Genomic DNA, 15,823 nt, shown 5'->3' with positions numbered 1-15,823 from the left:
TTTTCCTATCTTCGGAAAAAAAAGGTTATGATAGCATTCTTAGGCATGGGCCTCCTGGGGTCAAATTTCGTAAGGGCATTGATCAGTAAGGGCGAACAGGTACAGGTTTGGAACCGTACTGCTTCAAAAGCCGCAGCCCTGGAGGCATACGGCGCTAAGGCATTCGCTGATGCCGCCTCCGCTGTTAAAGGCGCCAGCCATATTCATCTCACTTTAAAAGACGATCATACGGTAAATGAAGTACTGGCGGCAGCCGCAGCCGGGCTCACACCAGGCGCAGTGATCATTGATCACACCACCACCTCCGCCGATGGCGCCGTGGCCAGAACGAAAGAATGGAAAGAACGGGGTTTTACCTACCTGCATGCGCCTGTGTTCATGGGGCCTGCAAATGCGCTGGACAGCACCGGCTATATGCTGGTTTCCGGCGATCAGGCAGTGATCAGTACCTGGGAGCCCGCTCTCTCAAAAATGACCGGGCAGGTGATCAACTTTGGTGATGTTACCGGTAAGGCGGCAGGCATGAAGCTCATCGGGAACAGCTTCCTGGTAGGGCTTACCGCCGCACTGGCAGATACCCTGTCGCTTACCAAAGCCCTGGAGATCCCGCTGAGCGATGTAAGCGCCCTGTTCAGCTCATGGAACCCCGGTGGCGCCTTACCGGCCCGTTTACAACGCATGACTTCCGGCAATTACAGCAATCCATCCTGGGAGCTGAGCATGGCAAGGAAAGACACACAGCTGTTTATAGATGCAGCGAATAAAAGTAATGTTCCTCTTGCCGTATTACCGGCTATCGCCGCGGAAATGGACCGTTGGATTGAAAAGGGGCATGGCAATGAAGACTGGACCGTGATAGGCAAGGATAGCATCTGAGTTAAAAATTAATGATAAAAAAGAAGCGGGCGCACCAAATAGTACGCCCGCTTCTTTTTATGATCTGTTATCAGTCTTCCTTCAATACCACCGTATAACCGGCAGGCACATACGTTTCCGCCGTTGGCGACGTGATCACCTGCAGGTTCATACTGCCGGAAGGCGGCGGAGTAAGCTTATAATGGATCTCCGCTTCATTAGCTTCCGTGAAAACAATACGGGTTACTTTAAGCGTATAACCGGAAGTAGGCTGGTTTTCTGCTGTAATAACAATGCTGTTTACCTTATCATTCACTGGCGTAGAAGCAAAGCTCACCGGCCCTTTTCCACTGTGTTCCGCCGCAGCGCTTTTATGCGCCTGTATAAATGCAGTTGCCTTCTCCACCATTCTCGCAGCTTCCGCTTTCGTGATATAGGATTTTGGGCGATAGTTGCCGTTTTCCAGGTCTACCACCTTAAACTTGATCAATGTTTGTACCGCATTCATTCCACCGCTTACAAATGAGCTTTCATCTTTAATGTTGATGAACATCATATTCACAGGATACTGGCCTGTGGATTGGATAGCCTCATACAAAGCAATGGCAAACTGCTCCCTGGTGGCCGGCGATTCCGGGTTCACATCGCGCAGCGATTCCACCCCGTTAAGTGCCGCAATAATCAGGGAAGGCGCATACGGGGCTTTATCATTGGCTTTTTTAAAATAATCGGTGGCTTTAGGGGCTTTGATAAAACGGACATTGTCGATATTCAGCCCAAGGCCTTTTACAATGAGATCAATGCCATTACCAAAAGAGATCCTTGGTTTTGGCTTTGGGGCCGTTATTTCCAGTCCAGCTTTACTGCTGCTGTGCACCTCCATGGGATGCAGGGTCAGAAGGAATAACGGTAATGCTACTGCCGTATATAGTTTCATAAAACAGGTGTTTAACGTGCTGCGAAAGTAAGGATTTGTAATAAGATGACATGAGCGGGTGTGACATTATTCCTCAACTGTGTAATAACAGCGCCTAATAAATGATCCGGAAAGTAAGATTGATCCTTGGTTGCAGGGGCCTGGCCGATTTGGGAATGCGATGCTCCCAGTGATGCTGCAGATCCCCTTTCATGATCAGTAAGGAGCCGTTGCCTAAGCGGAGGGAATACTTCTGCTGATGATCTTTTTTATTCCTGAAATCAAAGCTCCTCGCCTGCCCCAGGCTCAGGGAGGCGATATTGGGATGTTGCCCCAACTCCCTTTCATTATCACTGTGCCAGGCCACCGAGTCGTTTCCATCACGGTAGTAATTCAGCAATACGCTGTTGAAATTCATGTGGGTAAAAGCTTCCACCTTTTCCCTTAACGCACTCAGCGCAGGCGTCCACGGGTGAGGATTGAGCTGCTTTTCGGACAGACGGTAACTTCCTGTTGCATCCCCAAACCAGGCCGTGAGCCTTGGGGTGAGCAGTACTTTGTCTTTGATGGTAAGTGTAGTTTGCTTCCAGGGCGCCGTGGCAATCAGTTCATTCATTAATGCCAGCGCGGGGCCTGCCTCCAGGAAATGGGGATAGTATTCCAGGAGGTTCTCCGGGAAACGCAGGCTTTCGTTGTCATCAAAAAAACTTAACTGCGACATATATACGGCACATAATTTAGTGAGGTTACCTATAGATAAATTTACATCAATTTTATGCCAGAAGGACCGTCGATAGTAATACTGAAAGAAGAAGTGGCCCGCTTTGCCGGGAAGAAGGTGATCCGCGCCTCGGGCAATTCAAAAACAATTGATTTCAGCCGGATAACAGGAAAAAAAGTACTTGCTTTTAAAAGCTGGGGCAAACATTTCCTGATCTGCTTCCCGGGCTTCACCGTGCGCATCCACTTCCTGATGTTTGGCACCTACCGGATCAATGAAGTCAAAGACATGCCCGCCCGTTTGCAACTGGAATTTGATACCGGGGAAATAAACTTCTACACTTCATCCATAAGGATCATAGAAGAGCCCCTGGATGAAGTGTACGATTGGAGCGCCGATGTATTGAATGAAAACTGGGACGCCTCAAAAGCAATGGCCAAACTCAAAAAGATCCCGGATGCATTGGTTTGCGATGCCCTGCTGAACCAGGATATTTTTGCCGGTGTAGGAAATATTATTAAGAACGAAGTGCTGTTCCGTATACGCGTACACCCGCAAAGCCTGGTGGGAAAGTTGCCGCTGAAAAAACGGAAAGAACTGGTACGGGAGGCCGTACAATACAGCTACGACTTCCTGGAATGGAAGAAAGCATTTGTACTGAAAAAGCACTGGCTCGCACATACGAAAAAAATATGCCCGCGTTGTAACATCCCGCTTATTAAAGCCTATCTTGGGAAAACGAACCGGCGAAGTTTCTTTTGTAACAACTGCCAGATCATTTATACATAGGTTACTTCACTCCGTTTAGCCACTGCAATGCCTTGTATGCTGCGTTATGCAAAATGGTAAGATGTGTTTCTTCCGGCAACGGCGCAAAATTAACACGCATACCGGACCTGCCTTTCAGCAACCCACTCAGCTGTTGCGCCGGTTCTTCCATCATCTTTCCCTCCTTTCCTACGGCAACGAATACACTGGCTTGTCCCTCCGGTAATTTCCCTGCCTGCTTCAGTAAAGATTCCTGGTCCCACCAGAGACTGGGACTAACAATTACGTAGTTGTTGAACATGGCCGGATGCTTAAGCACTATTTCGGAAGCCAGCAATCCGCCTAACGATTGCCCGATGAGGGTACTGGTATCGTTGGTGCGGAAATGCTGTTGTACATAGGGTTTCAGCTCTTTATCCAGGAAGCGGATAAAGTTTTCCGAACCACCGGTAGTAGGAAAATCGGCTTTATCTTTTTTCACGGTGGTGGGGAAGGTAAAGTCGCGCTTCCGGTCTACATTGGCAATACCAACCAGGATACTGGGCGGCAACTGTTTGATCATAGTGAGGAACTGCACGATACCGGCAATATGGATAAAGTCTTCATTCGCCGAGCCATCCAGCAGGTATATCACGGGATAGCGGGTGTTCCCGGCTGGCGCATATCCATCAGGCAGGTATACATTCAGGGTACGGGTTTCATTCAGTATGGAGGAAGAAAACTGCTGTGTTTCGCCTAAAACAAAAGGAGTGGTTTGTGCTGTAGATGTGTTGATTCCTATCACTACGGTTAACAGGACTGCCAATAAATGCCGCATCTTTTTCCTCCAAACATAAGGAAATATATGATACATTTAAAAGAAAGAATGAGTCAATGGCGATAACTACGGGGAGAAAAACAAGGTATATTGGACCTTCATTTTGCTACGTTAGAAATCATTTATGAAACATTTTGCGATTGCTTCCGCCATATTGCTGGGGCTCACCTTACATGCCACCGCACAGGGAAAGAAAAATGCGGCACCTGTACCGCATTACTATAACAACCGTGCACCGCTTCATACCAAACCTTATACCATGCTGCCCCTGGGCGCCATTACTCCCCAGGGATGGCTGCGCACGGTGCTGGTACAGCAAAAGAACGGCGCTACCGGCCAGCTGGATAAACTCTACCCGCTGGTGATGAACCAGCGGAACGGATGGCTGGGCGGCGATGGGGACCAGTGGGAACGCGGTCCTTACTGGATTGATGGGTTACTGCCATTGGCTTACCTGCTGAAAGACGAGGCATTGATCGCGAAAGTAAAACCCTGGGTGGAATGGTCCATTAAAAGCCAGCAACCCGATGGTTACTTCGGGCCAGCCAAAGACTATCCATATGAAGCGGGCATACAGCGGGACAACAGCCATGACTGGTGGCCCAAAATGGTGATGCTGAAAGTATTGAAACAATACTACGACGCCACAGCTGATCCCCGGATCATTCAACTGATGACGAACTATTTCCGCTACCAGCTGAAAGAGTTGCCACAGAAACCGCTGGACCACTGGACCTTCTGGGCAAAATACCGCGCAGGCGATAACCTGGCGGTAGTGTACTGGTTGTATAATATTACCGGGGATGCGTTCCTGCTGGATCTTGCAGAGCTGATCCACAAACAGACCTTCGACTATACCAATGCGTTTATGTATACCAGCCTGCTGTCAACAACAGGAAGCATTCATGGCGTAAACCTGGCACAGGGAATAAAGGAGCCCATGATCTATTTTCAGCAGCATCCCGATTCCATATACCGTAAAGCCACTGCCAAGGGATTCGATGATCTCCGTACATTTAACGGGATGGCAAACGGTCTTTATGGCGGAGATGAAGCCCTGCACGGCAACAATCCGACACAGGGATCAGAGTTATGTTCGGCGGTGGAAATGATGTTTTCGCTGGAAAGCATCCTGGAAATAAGCGGCGATGTGCGGTATGCTGATCAGCTGGAGAAGATCGCTTTTAATGTGCTGCCTTCACAGATCACGGAAGACTTTATGACCCGGCAGTATTTCCAGCAGTCCAACCAGGTGATGGCTACACGGCATATCCGCAACTTTGATGTGAACCACAGCGGTACGGATCTTTGCTACGGGTTGCTGTCCGGCTACGCATGCTGCACCTCCAATATGCACCAGGGATGGCCTAAATTTGCACAGAACCTCTGGTACGCTACCGCCGATAGCGGCGTGGCTGCACTGCTGTATGCACCCAGCGAAGTGAAAATATATGTAGCAGGACAAACCCCGGTTACTGTAAAGGAAATCACTAATTACCCGTTTGAAGAAGGGGTTACCTTTCACATCAGCACTCCAAAAAAAGTGAGCTTTCCTTTCCACCTGCGCATCCCTGCCTGGTGCAAACAGGCTACCATAAAGATCAACGGGAAAGTATGGCAGGAAGCAACCGGTAACCAGGTAGTGAAAGTGGAAAGGACCTGGCAACAGGGCGATGTGATGGAGCTGGCGTTGCCGATGCACATCTACCAGGAACACTGGTTTGAAAATTCTTTATCAGTTGAACGCGGTCCGGTGACTTACGCGCTGAAGATTGGAGAAGAAGTAACTACCGTAAAGAATGATAAAGACGCTTTGGACTATGGCGACAGCTACCGGGAAGTACGCCCCACTACCCCATGGAATTATGCACTGATAGCCACGCCGGACGATAAACTGGAAGCACGTTTCCGCGTAGAGAAAAGCGGCCGCCAGAGCGCCTGGCCGTGGACCCCGGGGCAGGCCCCCATCTCCCTGAAAACAACAGCAAAAAGGATCCCTTCCTGGAAATTATACAATGAAATGACCGGTCCTATTCCGTATAGTATCGCCTATGGCATGGAAACAGGTGAAGAGGAAGAGATCACGTTAGTGCCTTTTGGATGCACTCAATTGCGCATTTCCCAGTTCCCGGTAGTGAACGGACAGTGATAATGCCTGAAAATGGCGGAGAAGCCGGCTGGTCATAGCTTAGCGCATACCTGGCGCATGCACAAAAGGTGGACTTGATGCGGTAGTTACCTGCGGTTATTCTGGGGATTTCCCGGATGGCCGCAGGTACTGCCACCACCATCATCTCCACTTTTTAAAATTATTTATTTTTCTGTTGCAGTTTAATGGGTAACCCTGTTTTGAGGTTCAGCTCCACTTCCTGTTTGGTTTCTGCTAAAACAAACAGGCTGCGGATCTTATAGATGTTATCCAATCTGGATAGTTTGGTGAGATTAAACAGTTCATAGGCTTCCATGTCTGCCACCAGTATTTTAAGCAGGTAGTCGAACTGCCCGTTCATTTTATAGCATTCCATTACTTCCGGGAATGTATTGATCTTTTGTTCAAACGCCGGAAGCCTGTCCTGGCCATGCTCTTTAAGGGTTACACTGGTCCATGCCACCAGGTTTTTGCCCAGCTTGTGTTTATTAAGCACAGCGATATAGCGTAAAATATACCCCTCTGCCTCCAAACGTTTCACCCGTTCAAAAATGGAAGTAACTGACTTACCTAACCTGGCCGCAATCTCTTTATTGGTGGTCCTGGCGTCTTCCTGCAATATGTCCATTATACACATATCAATCTGGTCAGGTATGAAATTCATGGGTGATTTTTTTTTCAAAAATAGCGATACTACTACTGATTTAATGAAAAAAAGTCGGCAATGTGCCATTTTTTTAGTTTTGTTTTCGCTTTTATCTGTGTCACCGTCATTCCATTGCTGCTTCATCTAACTTGCTGTTATAGAAATCTAAACCACGTTTGGAAGACAACCAACCGTCCTCCACATTATTATTCATTAAACTCATTTTTACATGAGAGAAAGTATTGTACTGCCGCTTCATGCGGTGGGCATGGATGCTATTGCCTTAGTGGGCGGTAAATCCGCTTCATTGGGCGAGATGATCGCTAATTTGTCGGAAGCAGGCGTAGCTGTTCCTTCCGGGTTTGCCATTACCACCAGGGCATACTATGATTTTCTGAAGCAAAGCGGCCTGGAACAATTTATTGCAGAACAGGTAGCTACAGTCGACTTTAACGACATCATCACCCTGCGCAGGGCGGGTCAGAAAATAAGACAGGCTATCAGCAGCACCCGGTTCCCACATGAACTGAGCGAGGAGATCATTGCCGCATATTATGCTTTATCCCGGCAATACGGGCAGGAACAAACCGATGTGGCAGTACGGTCGTCTGCTACCGCGGAAGATCTTCCTGACGCCTCTTTTGCCGGTCAGCAGGAAACCTTCCTTAACGTAAGAGGACCTGCCGCCCTGATTGATGCCGTAAGGAACTGCTTCGCCTCCCTGTTTACCGACCGCGCCATCAGCTATCGTCAGAATTTCGGGTACGACCATTTTAGTATAGGCTTATCCGTATGCGTGCAGAAAATGGTACGTGCCGATCTTGGCGCCTCCGGCGTGGCCTTCTCGCTCGATACAGAATCGGGCTTTAAAGAAGTGGTGGTGATCAATGGCTCTTTCGGATTAGGGGAAATGGTGGTGCAGGGCGCTGTATCGCCTGATGAATTCATGGTATTCAAACCGTGTATGCAGCAGGGTTATACCCCCATCATCGAAAAAAAACTGGGAGTAAAAGATAAAAAAATGGTGTACGGGGAAAGCAGTGATGAAAGAACAAAGATCATCCCGGTAGAAAAAAAGCAGCAGCAGCATTTTTGTTTGAACGATGCGCAGATCATGCAGCTGGCCACCTGGGTACGATGCATAGAAAGTTACTACTCCGAAAAGAAAGGCCGCTGGTGCCCTATGGATATTGAATGGGCGGTAGACGGGCTTACCAACGACCTGTTCATTGTACAGGCAAGACCGGAAACCATTCATTCCCGCAAGGACCACAGCAAGGTGACCACCTATGCCATCGAGCATAACGGCACCCCGCCACGGCAATTGCTCAAAGGAATTGCCGTAGGAGACAAAATAGCCGCCGGTAAAGTAAACATCCTTTTCTCTCTCGATAACCGGCTCATTACCGGTAGTGAATTCAAGCCGGGTGATGTACTGGTAACAGATATGACGGACCCGGACTGGGAGCCGATCATGAAAATGGCCTCCGCTATTGTGACCAATAAAGGCGGGCGCACCTGCCATGCCGCCATAGTGGCCCGCGAAATGGGCATCCCTGCTATTGTTGGTTGCGGCGATGCCACCGAAAAACTAAACGACGGGCAAAACATTACTGTTAGCTGCGCAGAAGGCAGCGATGGTATTGTATATGACGGCCTCCTTCCCTTCCGGGAAAACCAGCTGGACCTGGGCGCGCTGCCTTCCATCCGCACACCGCTGATGCTGAATGTAGGCTCCCCGTCTATGGCCTTCCAGTTTACACACCTGCCCAATAAAGGCGTAGGGCTTGCCCGCGAAGAGTTCATCATCAACAACTATATCAAAGCGCACCCGCTGGCATTGCTGCATCACCGGGAACTGAACGACCCGGAATTGTCGGCAAAAATTGCACAGCTCATACAAGGGCATGCCAATGAAACAGCATATTTCGTCGACAAGCTGGCTTATGGCGTGGGAAAAATTGCCGCCGCCTTTTATCCCGAAAAAGTAATTGTGCGCTTCTCTGATTTCAAGAGTAATGAATACTTCAATTTACTGGGCGGTAACCACTTTGAGCCAACGGAAGAAAACCCGATGATTGGCTGGAGAGGCGCTTCCCGCTACTATTCCCCTCAATACAAACCGGCTTTTGAACTGGAATGTAAAGCGCTGCTGAAAGTAAGGGAAACGATGGGATTGAAAAACGTAGTGGTCATGATCCCCTTCTGCCGCACCGTGGAAGAACTGCAGCTGGTACTGGCAACGATGGAAGAGTTCGGGTTGCGCCGCGGGCAGCACGGGCTGGAAGTATACCTGATGGCTGAACTGCCTTCCAATATTATGATGGCCGAAGAATTTTCTGCATACATAGACGGATTCTCGATAGGATCCAATGATCTGACACAGCTCACACTTGGTCTCGACAGGGATTCCTCCCTGGTGGCCAATCTTTATAACGAGCGTAACCCTGCGGTGCAGCGGATGATTGCACACCTGATCAAAGTGGCGAAGCAGCAGAAAGTAAAAGTGGGCATCTGCGGGCAGGGCCCTTCCGATTTTCCTGATTTCACAAAATTCCTTGTGGAGCAGGGCATAGATAGTATTTCAGTTACACCAGATGCAATCATAAAAACGGTGATGGCGATTCATGAGGCGGAAGACTAGAAAAGGAGCATCCCCTGGAACTGCGCGTAATGCGTGGTTTCAGGGGTTCTTGTACACGCCTTCTACTTCAGCGGCAATTCACCGGGATATGGTACCGCTTTCTTTGTGGCCTTATATACCGGTAGTTGCGCTCCACGTTGTTTCAATTCTTTGGTAAGTAAACCGGCCAGCTCCCTTGTTTTAACGGGATAACGCGCCGCTACATTTACAGCTTCATGGATATCCTCTTCCAGGTTATACAGCTCCAGCCGCTGCTGTTTCTCAAAATAGATCAGCTTCCATTTCCCCTGGCGGATAGCTGTGAGCCAGCTGTTATCTTCGCCTAGCCGTCCCCCTGTCCAGTCGTTCGGGAAATTCCATACCAGCGGGCGCGTTTGATCACGTAACCCCGGTTGTTTCAGGAAAGGCACCATACTGCGCCCATCCACGGTTTGCACTGTTCTGGACTTCCGTATACCCGCCCATTCCAGGATAGTCGGATAAAAATCTTCCATGATCACATATTGGCTATTCACCGTACCGGGCTTTGTAACACCATTCCAGCTTATAATCATCGGTTCCCTTACCCCACCCTCATACAAGGAGCCTTTACCGCCGCGTAGTGGGTAATTTTGCGTATTAGGCGCTCCCTGTCGTGGCGGATGGGAATATCCCCCGTTGTCCGACATAAACACGATAATGGTATTTTCTGTAAGATGATGCTGATCAAGGTAATCCATCAGTTGCCCCAGGCTTTCATCCATTCCTTCCACCAGCGCGGCATACGCTGCCTCGGGTTGTGGAAGCCCCATATCGAGGTAGCGTTGAATAAAGCGGTCGTCCGCGTTGTAAGGCAGGTGCACTGCATAATGCGCCATATAAAGGAAGAAAGGCTGTTTTTTTAATTGGGCGGTGTCCATGGCAAGCATGGCTTCCTGTGTAAGATCGGCGGTGAGGAAGGAGTGTTTTCCACGGTATTTCTCCATACCAGGAATTTCCGCCTGTAGTATAAAACGGTCCGGCCGCCGGCCAAAATCGTCTTCTGCCAGGTAAGAGGCAGGATTGCCGGCTGCGCTGCCGCCGATATTCTTTACAAAGCCCAGGTTTAGGGGATCCGCGCCGATGGTTTGATAGGCGCCGAAATGCGCTTTCCCGCACTGGATAGTGTAGTAGCCATGCTCTTTCAGCAGCTGGGGTAACGGGGTGGCATATACGCTTCTTTCCTGCGAAGCCTCCGGGGAAATGCCGTTTACATTCCAGGCTGGTATTTCCAGCAGGCTGTCCTGCCCGTCTACTGCCTTGTTTCTGTAAGCCGTCCAGTTGCTTACATGATGCCTCGCCACGTTCATCCCCGTGAGGAAGCTCACCCTCGATGGCGTACAGATAGAGGCGGCATAGGCATTGGTAAATTTTGTACCGGCTTTGCATAATCGCTCCATATTGGGTGTCCGGAACTTTTGGTTGGCCGGTGTAATACTGTCCCAGAACGGAACGGAAGTGTCCTGCCATCCCATATCATCTACCAGGAAAAAAATAATATTGGGAGTTTTTTTTGCCTGGCTTTGCACCGGCGTTTGCATACCGGTTAACAAAGCTGCTAACAGGAATAGTTTTTTCATTGTATCTGTTTTTAAGTTGACTGCCGGTTCACTGTTTACCTCGGCATATTATTCGCTTCCATAAACTGTTTCATATAGGCGTCGCCGATAGGCACGCAATGTTACAAAATCCTGCAGGTAGCGGATCTCTTCCGCTATGGGAGCCCGGTAAGCGATGTGCGAAGGTTGCTCCACCATATAGGCCAGCAAATCGGTAAGACGCTCCTTAATTAAAATAACCGGAGTTGTGCCGCCACAACTCCGGTTATTTAATGTTGCAACCCCGGCGCCGCATAAATCACTTTACCATTGCGGATGGTATACGCCACTTCGGCAAAATGACGAATGTCTGTATGTGGATCCGCTCTCAGCAGCACAATATCCGCATTCATCCCTTTGGCGATACGGCCGCTGTGCTGCGCCATTCCAAATCTTTTGGCAGGAGCGGTTGTTAATGATGCGAGTATCTGCTCAAAGCTCATTCCCGCTTCAGACATCAGCCTGAATTCATCGGAGGTATCATAGTCCGTAATGTATCCCACATCGGTACCAAATAAAATTTCACCACCTGCACCTGCATATGCACCCAGTTGCTGTACCGCGGTTGTCATTAACGGGTTAGTCAGCGGTATTTGGTTTCTTTCCAGTTCCCATTTGTAAAGCTTGAGTGTAGGGATAAGCGCCACCTTATGTTGTAACAGCTGGTCCGTTTCTGCTTTTGTCCAGCTGTGATAACCATCCGGCGCCACGTGAGCAAGGATGTCCACTCCCCCATCGAGCGCAATATGCAATCCCGTATCAGCTGTGGGATGTGCAAATACCGGCTTATGAAATTTATGCGCAGTACTGCTGGCAGCCTTAATAATATTCATAGGCATTGGCACGATCCCGTGCCCATCTGGGGATGCAGACATTATCTTGATTCCGTCGGCGCCAGCCCTGATCTGTTTGGTAACATGCGCCACTGCTTCTTCCGGCGTATTCATTTCCGGCAGGGAAAGCGGCCGGATATAGAAAGGATTCCCATGAGGAGGCACAAAGGGCTCACCTACTGTGAAAATAGCAGGGCCCCTTACTTCGCCAGACATCACCCTGGCACGAAGCGCCAGCAGGTTGGGGTAGTTCAGCGCAGCCAGGTCAAATACATGTGTAAAACCCCGGCTGTTGATCATACTGTCCATTTGCCCGCTGAGCTGAGCTGCTGGTTGTTTATCTGCATGGTCCCATTTGGGCTCAATAAAATGTACATGGCAATTCCAGAACCCAGCCATCATCACCAGGCCTTTACAGTCTATTACTTTCATTTGTGCAGGTACTTTTACCTGTTTATCATTGCCTGCCAATGCAATTTTACCGTTCCTGATAATAACCACTCCCGATTTGATGGGTGCAGCCCCGGGAGCAGTATAGATGGTAGCCCCTACCAATGCAAGCTCCTGCTGCGCGGGGAGTTGTGCGTAGGCATATCCCGAAAGGAGCATTAATAAATAAAGCAGGTATGTTTTCATCTGATAATAATTGGTTTGTTGCTGCGATTTTAATTATTCTGTGCTGTTTGCCGGTTACAAATGTTATAAAAGTATTCAAATATGTGGCAGAAAATATGGATCGCTTTACTAAAAAAGGGCGCTCCAAAGCCGGAACGCCCCTGGTTGGGCATTGTTGGGGGAACAGCACATCTACTCTTTCAACGCTGTTACAAAATAATCCAGGCAATCAGCGTTCTCTTCGCTGAGGAAGAAGTCGCGATGCGTAAGATTAGCAGTAACCGTTGCTATTTTCTGTAACAGGAACAGGCGGTTTATATTATTCAGTAAGGTATACGGCGCCCGTAGTAAAAATGCAGGCATACGGTATTGCAGGTTCAGGATATCATACCGGGCAAAAGCGGCCACGCTTTTCTTATTCTCTTCATAATATGCCATCATGTTTTCATTACCGGAAACGCCCTGGATGGTATAAGTGGAAAAATGGGAACGGATCAATGTTTCCATTTCATTCGGCAGGTACTCTCTTACATGAAAGGGGTTACGGGAAAGAGACATTGATTTGTTGGGGGTCGTCATCAGCAATGCGCCTCCCGGTTTCAACACCCGTTTAATTTCTTCCAGCAGTAAATGGTCTTTCCTGATATGTTCAATTACCTGGAAGCAGATCACGGTATCAAATGAATGGCTGGGGATACCTGATAACATTGGAAGAATGCACAGCCCAGTTCCAGCACCTGTTTACCGGAAATATAAGATAAGGGAACGGCTTTATAAGCAAACACATGACGCTGGTAAACGTAGTTATTGATACTGGAAGTATTGTTTGTACGCTCTGCTGTTTTTAATAATGCAATCATCTTAATACCTTCTCAAAATGAAAAATATAGTACCTATGGTACTGTTGCATTATTGTTACACGCAGCCTGGAAAAAACCCTTATTCTTTATAAAAATTAAAACGATAGAGAATGCCTGCCTGGAAACCTATCCACAATTTATTACTACGGCTTGCACCGGGAGAGAAATTATTGCTGATAGTATAAGGTGGTTTGAAATATTTTATATTGGCCAATGCTTCGTTCTCTTCTTTGTTCAACGGAGCTTGTTTACCATGCCGGTAATAGGTTGTTTGCAGGTTGTTCAATGCAGCGCCAAACTGCAGCCGCCAGTGATGGCCGATTTGTTTTTCTGCTACCAGGGATAGCTTATGCAACTGCGCTTTCACTGTAACGGGGATAAAGCCAAGAGAGTCGTAACCTGCGGCTTCGATACGGCCGGTAGTAGCCTGGGCGTGTAAGCGCCAGTTGTCTGACAAACGCACTGAGGTTCCTGCGCCATACCGTAACATAGAAAAAGAGAAATTAGTGCTCCAGGAGCCAATTGCATAAAGGAATGGCAGTCCTGCCTGGATAGTGGGGTTTATATAAAATGATTCGTCTGCCAACAGGCCGGCAGCTGCATATGGTTTAAATGAAAATAGTGGCCCCCTGTTCTTTGTGCTACCGGCCACGGGTGTATAACCACCTGCTGACCGCAGGCGTTCCAGCAAATCTGCTGCGAAAGACTTGCGGGGCCGGGAAACGATTGGCGGCTTTGCCGTTGTGGTGTCTTTAACCTTACCGGATATACGTAGTCCGAAGCGGGCTACTGATGAGCCGCCGGTAACGGAGTCCTGCTTTGTGATCCGTGACCCGGCATATGCAGTATCCCGCAATGGGGAAGAAGCGTTTATGAAAGAAGATCCTGTTAATAATCTCAGATACCCGGTATCTGTTTTCCCCGTATCTGATGTAAAAGAAGCATTTATCAATGAAGGCCCTGCCGGTAACGTCAGATGCCTGGTATCCGTTCTCCCGGCGCCTGATGTAGGGAAAGCGTCTATCAACAATGGTGTTCTCAAAAAGCCAGTATCACTTCCCAGCGTATACAGCCTGTTTATTAGCAACGGGGCTGCATGCCCGGAGGGCGCCCGCATACGGACCGGCGCTATTACTTTAGCCTGCTTCATTGCGGTGGCAGACGTTCTTTTCGCAGCAACAGGCGCCGGGTCATCTACAAAAATAATATGACTTTCCAGCACGCGGTACCCCATACCGGTAGATGCACGAAGATCCGCAAGCAACCGTAATAAAGGCTGACGGCCTTTCTTCACATGTATCACCGTGGCGCCGGGAAACTTCCTGGTGTTCACCGAAAACCGGGTACCTGCCTGTTTACTCACGAGATGCAACAATTCACCCAGCTGCATATCTGCAGCCGGAATGTTCACTTCTTTATGGAGATTTACCTTCGCCGTTTGCGCGGAAACCATTGTGGTGATGAAGGTGAGCCACACCATCATAAAAAACTTCGACAGCAGATTAGTTACATCCTGCCCCGCTGATATATACCCGGTCATTCTCAAATCTGCATTGTACATTTAACGTAATTGAAATCACTTCAAAAACGTATTGTATAGGTTTATTCTCAAAAGCGCTGCTCATAGTGCAGTTTCCCAGACGTTCATTTTCAAGTGTTACTTTAATTCCGTATGCCTTTTCCAGTTGTGCAATAATCTCTTTCAGGGAAGCATTTTCAAAATTAAAGACCCTTGTAGCATATCCTGTTTCATTAGGGTTAAAAGTGTTTACCATACTGAAACGCTGCGTACTGATATCATAGCTGAGTTGTTGCCCCGCCCTTACGGTAATGGCAGTATCGCCCCTGCTCACCTTTACTGCACCGCTGCTAACCGCTATTTCAATAGCACCGGGCAGCTGTCGCACATTAAAGGCGGTGCCCAGTACTTCAATGCGGAGATCTCCCACAGATACTATAAACGGTTTTAGCGGATCAGAAGTTACATTAAACCAGGCTTCGCCCGTTAATTGTATTTGCCTTGTTTCGCCTGGCAGGTATTTTATGGAAGAATGATTATTCAATACCACCAGCGAGTGATCGGGCAGGGTATCGCGGTAAATGCCGGTAGTGGTTTGCCGGATAACCAAAGGAGCGCTTTTATGCCCGGGTGGGCGCAGTACGAAATAAAGCGCAACAGCCCCCAGTAGCAACAGTAATGCAGCAGCCATGCGCCAGGCAGTTACCCGGGGCCGCTGTTTTATTGCCTGTTTTCTAATTTCACGGAGCAGTGCCGTTTTATCAGGCAGCTGGTAACGCGGCGCACCGGCGGCATTATCCCACACCGCGGCGGCTTCGTCGTATAACCTGCGGTGATCCGGGTGCTGCCTTACCCAATCGTCTA

13 protein-coding genes are annotated in these 15,823 nt (G+C 48.8%); 4 read left to right on the top strand and 9 right to left on the bottom strand.

What is annotated here, in order from left to right; all coding sequences use genetic code 11:
- The first annotated feature begins 27 nt into the window (after positions 1 to 27).
- A complete protein-coding gene (locus VIM72_RS09015) occupies positions 28 to 876 on the top strand; it encodes an NAD(P)-dependent oxidoreductase (protein ID WP_332002508.1) in 849 nt (282 codons plus the stop codon).
- A gap of 70 nt (positions 877 to 946) precedes the next feature.
- Here VIM72_RS09015 and VIM72_RS09010 read toward each other — a convergent pair whose 3' ends face one another.
- Both VIM72_RS09010 and VIM72_RS09005 read right to left on the bottom strand, forming a co-directional pair.
- The gene (locus tag VIM72_RS09010; protein WP_332002507.1) at positions 947 to 1,792 is read right to left on the bottom strand and encodes a protease complex subunit PrcB family protein; all 846 of its coding nucleotides are present in this window, start codon (positions 1,790 to 1,792) and stop codon (positions 947 to 949) included.
- A 94-nt stretch (positions 1,793 to 1,886) separates the two neighbouring features.
- Positions 1,887 to 2,492 (bottom strand): alpha-ketoglutarate-dependent dioxygenase AlkB, encoded by a 606-nt coding sequence (locus VIM72_RS09005; protein WP_332002506.1) that lies wholly within the window; start codon positions 2,490 to 2,492, stop codon positions 1,887 to 1,889.
- A gap of 54 nt (positions 2,493 to 2,546) precedes the next feature.
- Here VIM72_RS09005 and VIM72_RS09000 point away from each other — a divergent pair, with 54 nt between their 5' ends.
- Positions 2,547 to 3,281, top strand: coding sequence for a DNA-formamidopyrimidine glycosylase family protein (locus VIM72_RS09000; RefSeq protein ID WP_332002505.1), 735 nt, complete (start codon positions 2,547 to 2,549; stop codon positions 3,279 to 3,281).
- Position 3,282: 1 nt separating this feature from the next.
- Here VIM72_RS09000 and VIM72_RS08995 read toward each other — a convergent pair whose 3' ends face one another.
- Complete coding sequence (locus VIM72_RS08995; RefSeq protein WP_332002504.1) at positions 3,283 to 4,065, bottom strand: alpha/beta hydrolase; 783 nt, start codon at positions 4,063 to 4,065, stop codon at positions 3,283 to 3,285.
- Between the two features lie 136 nt (positions 4,066 to 4,201).
- On the opposite strand from VIM72_RS08995, the gene VIM72_RS08990 reads away from it, so the two are divergent.
- Entirely contained in the window at positions 4,202 to 6,226 is a 2,025-nt protein-coding gene (locus VIM72_RS08990; RefSeq protein ID WP_332002503.1) for a beta-L-arabinofuranosidase domain-containing protein, read from the top strand.
- Positions 6,227 to 6,386: 160 nt separating this feature from the next.
- Here the strand turns inward: VIM72_RS08990 and VIM72_RS08985 are convergent, their stop codons facing one another.
- Positions 6,387 to 6,890 (bottom strand): Lrp/AsnC family transcriptional regulator, encoded by a 504-nt coding sequence (locus VIM72_RS08985; RefSeq protein WP_332002502.1) that lies wholly within the window; start codon positions 6,888 to 6,890, stop codon positions 6,387 to 6,389.
- Between the two features lie 211 nt (positions 6,891 to 7,101).
- Between VIM72_RS08985 and ppsA the strand changes: the two genes are divergently transcribed.
- Positions 7,102 to 9,516, top strand: a complete 2,415-nt coding sequence (gene ppsA, locus VIM72_RS08980; RefSeq protein WP_332002501.1) for a phosphoenolpyruvate synthase — start codon at positions 7,102 to 7,104, stop codon at positions 9,514 to 9,516.
- Between the two features lie 62 nt (positions 9,517 to 9,578).
- On the opposite strand, the gene VIM72_RS08975 is transcribed toward ppsA, so the two are convergent.
- From VIM72_RS08975 to VIM72_RS08955, 5 genes are all read right to left on the bottom strand, one after another.
- Complete coding sequence (locus tag VIM72_RS08975; RefSeq protein WP_332002500.1) at positions 9,579 to 11,114, bottom strand: sulfatase; 1,536 nt, start codon at positions 11,112 to 11,114, stop codon at positions 9,579 to 9,581.
- A 248-nt stretch (positions 11,115 to 11,362) separates the two neighbouring features.
- Entirely contained in the window at positions 11,363 to 12,601 is a 1,239-nt protein-coding gene (locus VIM72_RS08970) for an amidohydrolase family protein (RefSeq protein ID WP_332002499.1), read from the bottom strand.
- Positions 12,602 to 12,772: 171 nt separating this feature from the next.
- A complete protein-coding gene (locus VIM72_RS08965) occupies positions 12,773 to 13,288 on the bottom strand; it encodes a class I SAM-dependent methyltransferase (RefSeq protein ID WP_332002498.1) in 516 nt (171 codons plus the stop codon).
- Between the two features lie 231 nt (positions 13,289 to 13,519).
- Positions 13,520 to 15,001 (bottom strand): hypothetical protein, encoded by a 1,482-nt coding sequence (locus VIM72_RS08960; protein ID WP_332002497.1) that lies wholly within the window; start codon positions 14,999 to 15,001, stop codon positions 13,520 to 13,522.
- Positions 14,943 to 15,823 (bottom strand): FecR family protein (locus tag VIM72_RS08955; RefSeq protein ID WP_332002496.1); only part of this gene is annotated, 881 nt, incomplete at its 5' end. The genes VIM72_RS08955 and VIM72_RS08960, both read right to left, overlap by 59 nt.

Origin of the sequence: Chitinophaga sp., from assembly GCF_036569185.1 — a bacterium.
In the GTDB taxonomy this organism is placed as follows: Bacteria; Bacteroidota; Bacteroidia; order Chitinophagales; family Chitinophagaceae; genus Chitinophaga.
This window is presented reverse-complemented; position numbering and strand designations above follow the sequence as displayed.

What these genes read in the sequence shown, in the direction of transcription:
- VIM72_RS09015 (WP_332002508.1), top strand. Translation starts at nt 28, where the DNA reads ATGATAGCATTCTTAGGCATGGGCCTCCTGGGGTCAAATTTCGTAAGG.
- VIM72_RS09010 (WP_332002507.1), bottom strand. Translation starts at nt 1,792, where the DNA reads ATGAAACTATATACGGCAGTAGCATTACCGTTATTCCTTCTGACCCTG.
- VIM72_RS09005 (WP_332002506.1), bottom strand. Translation starts at nt 2,492, where the DNA reads ATGTCGCAGTTAAGTTTTTTTGATGACAACGAAAGCCTGCGTTTCCCG.
- VIM72_RS09000 (WP_332002505.1), top strand. Translation starts at nt 2,547, where the DNA reads ATGCCAGAAGGACCGTCGATAGTAATACTGAAAGAAGAAGTGGCCCGC.
- VIM72_RS08990 (WP_332002503.1), top strand. Translation starts at nt 4,202, where the DNA reads ATGAAACATTTTGCGATTGCTTCCGCCATATTGCTGGGGCTCACCTTA.
- VIM72_RS08985 (WP_332002502.1), bottom strand. Translation starts at nt 6,890, where the DNA reads ATGAATTTCATACCTGACCAGATTGATATGTGTATAATGGACATATTG.
- ppsA (WP_332002501.1), top strand. Translation starts at nt 7,102, where the DNA reads ATGAGAGAAAGTATTGTACTGCCGCTTCATGCGGTGGGCATGGATGCT.
- VIM72_RS08975 (WP_332002500.1), bottom strand. Translation starts at nt 11,114, where the DNA reads ATGAAAAAACTATTCCTGTTAGCAGCTTTGTTAACCGGTATGCAAACG.
- VIM72_RS08970 (WP_332002499.1), bottom strand. Translation starts at nt 12,601, where the DNA reads ATGAAAACATACCTGCTTTATTTATTAATGCTCCTTTCGGGATATGCC.
- VIM72_RS08965 (WP_332002498.1), bottom strand. Translation starts at nt 13,288, where the DNA reads ATGTTATCAGGTATCCCCAGCCATTCATTTGATACCGTGATCTGCTTC.
- VIM72_RS08960 (WP_332002497.1), bottom strand. Translation starts at nt 15,001, where the DNA reads ATGTACAATGCAGATTTGAGAATGACCGGGTATATATCAGCGGGGCAG.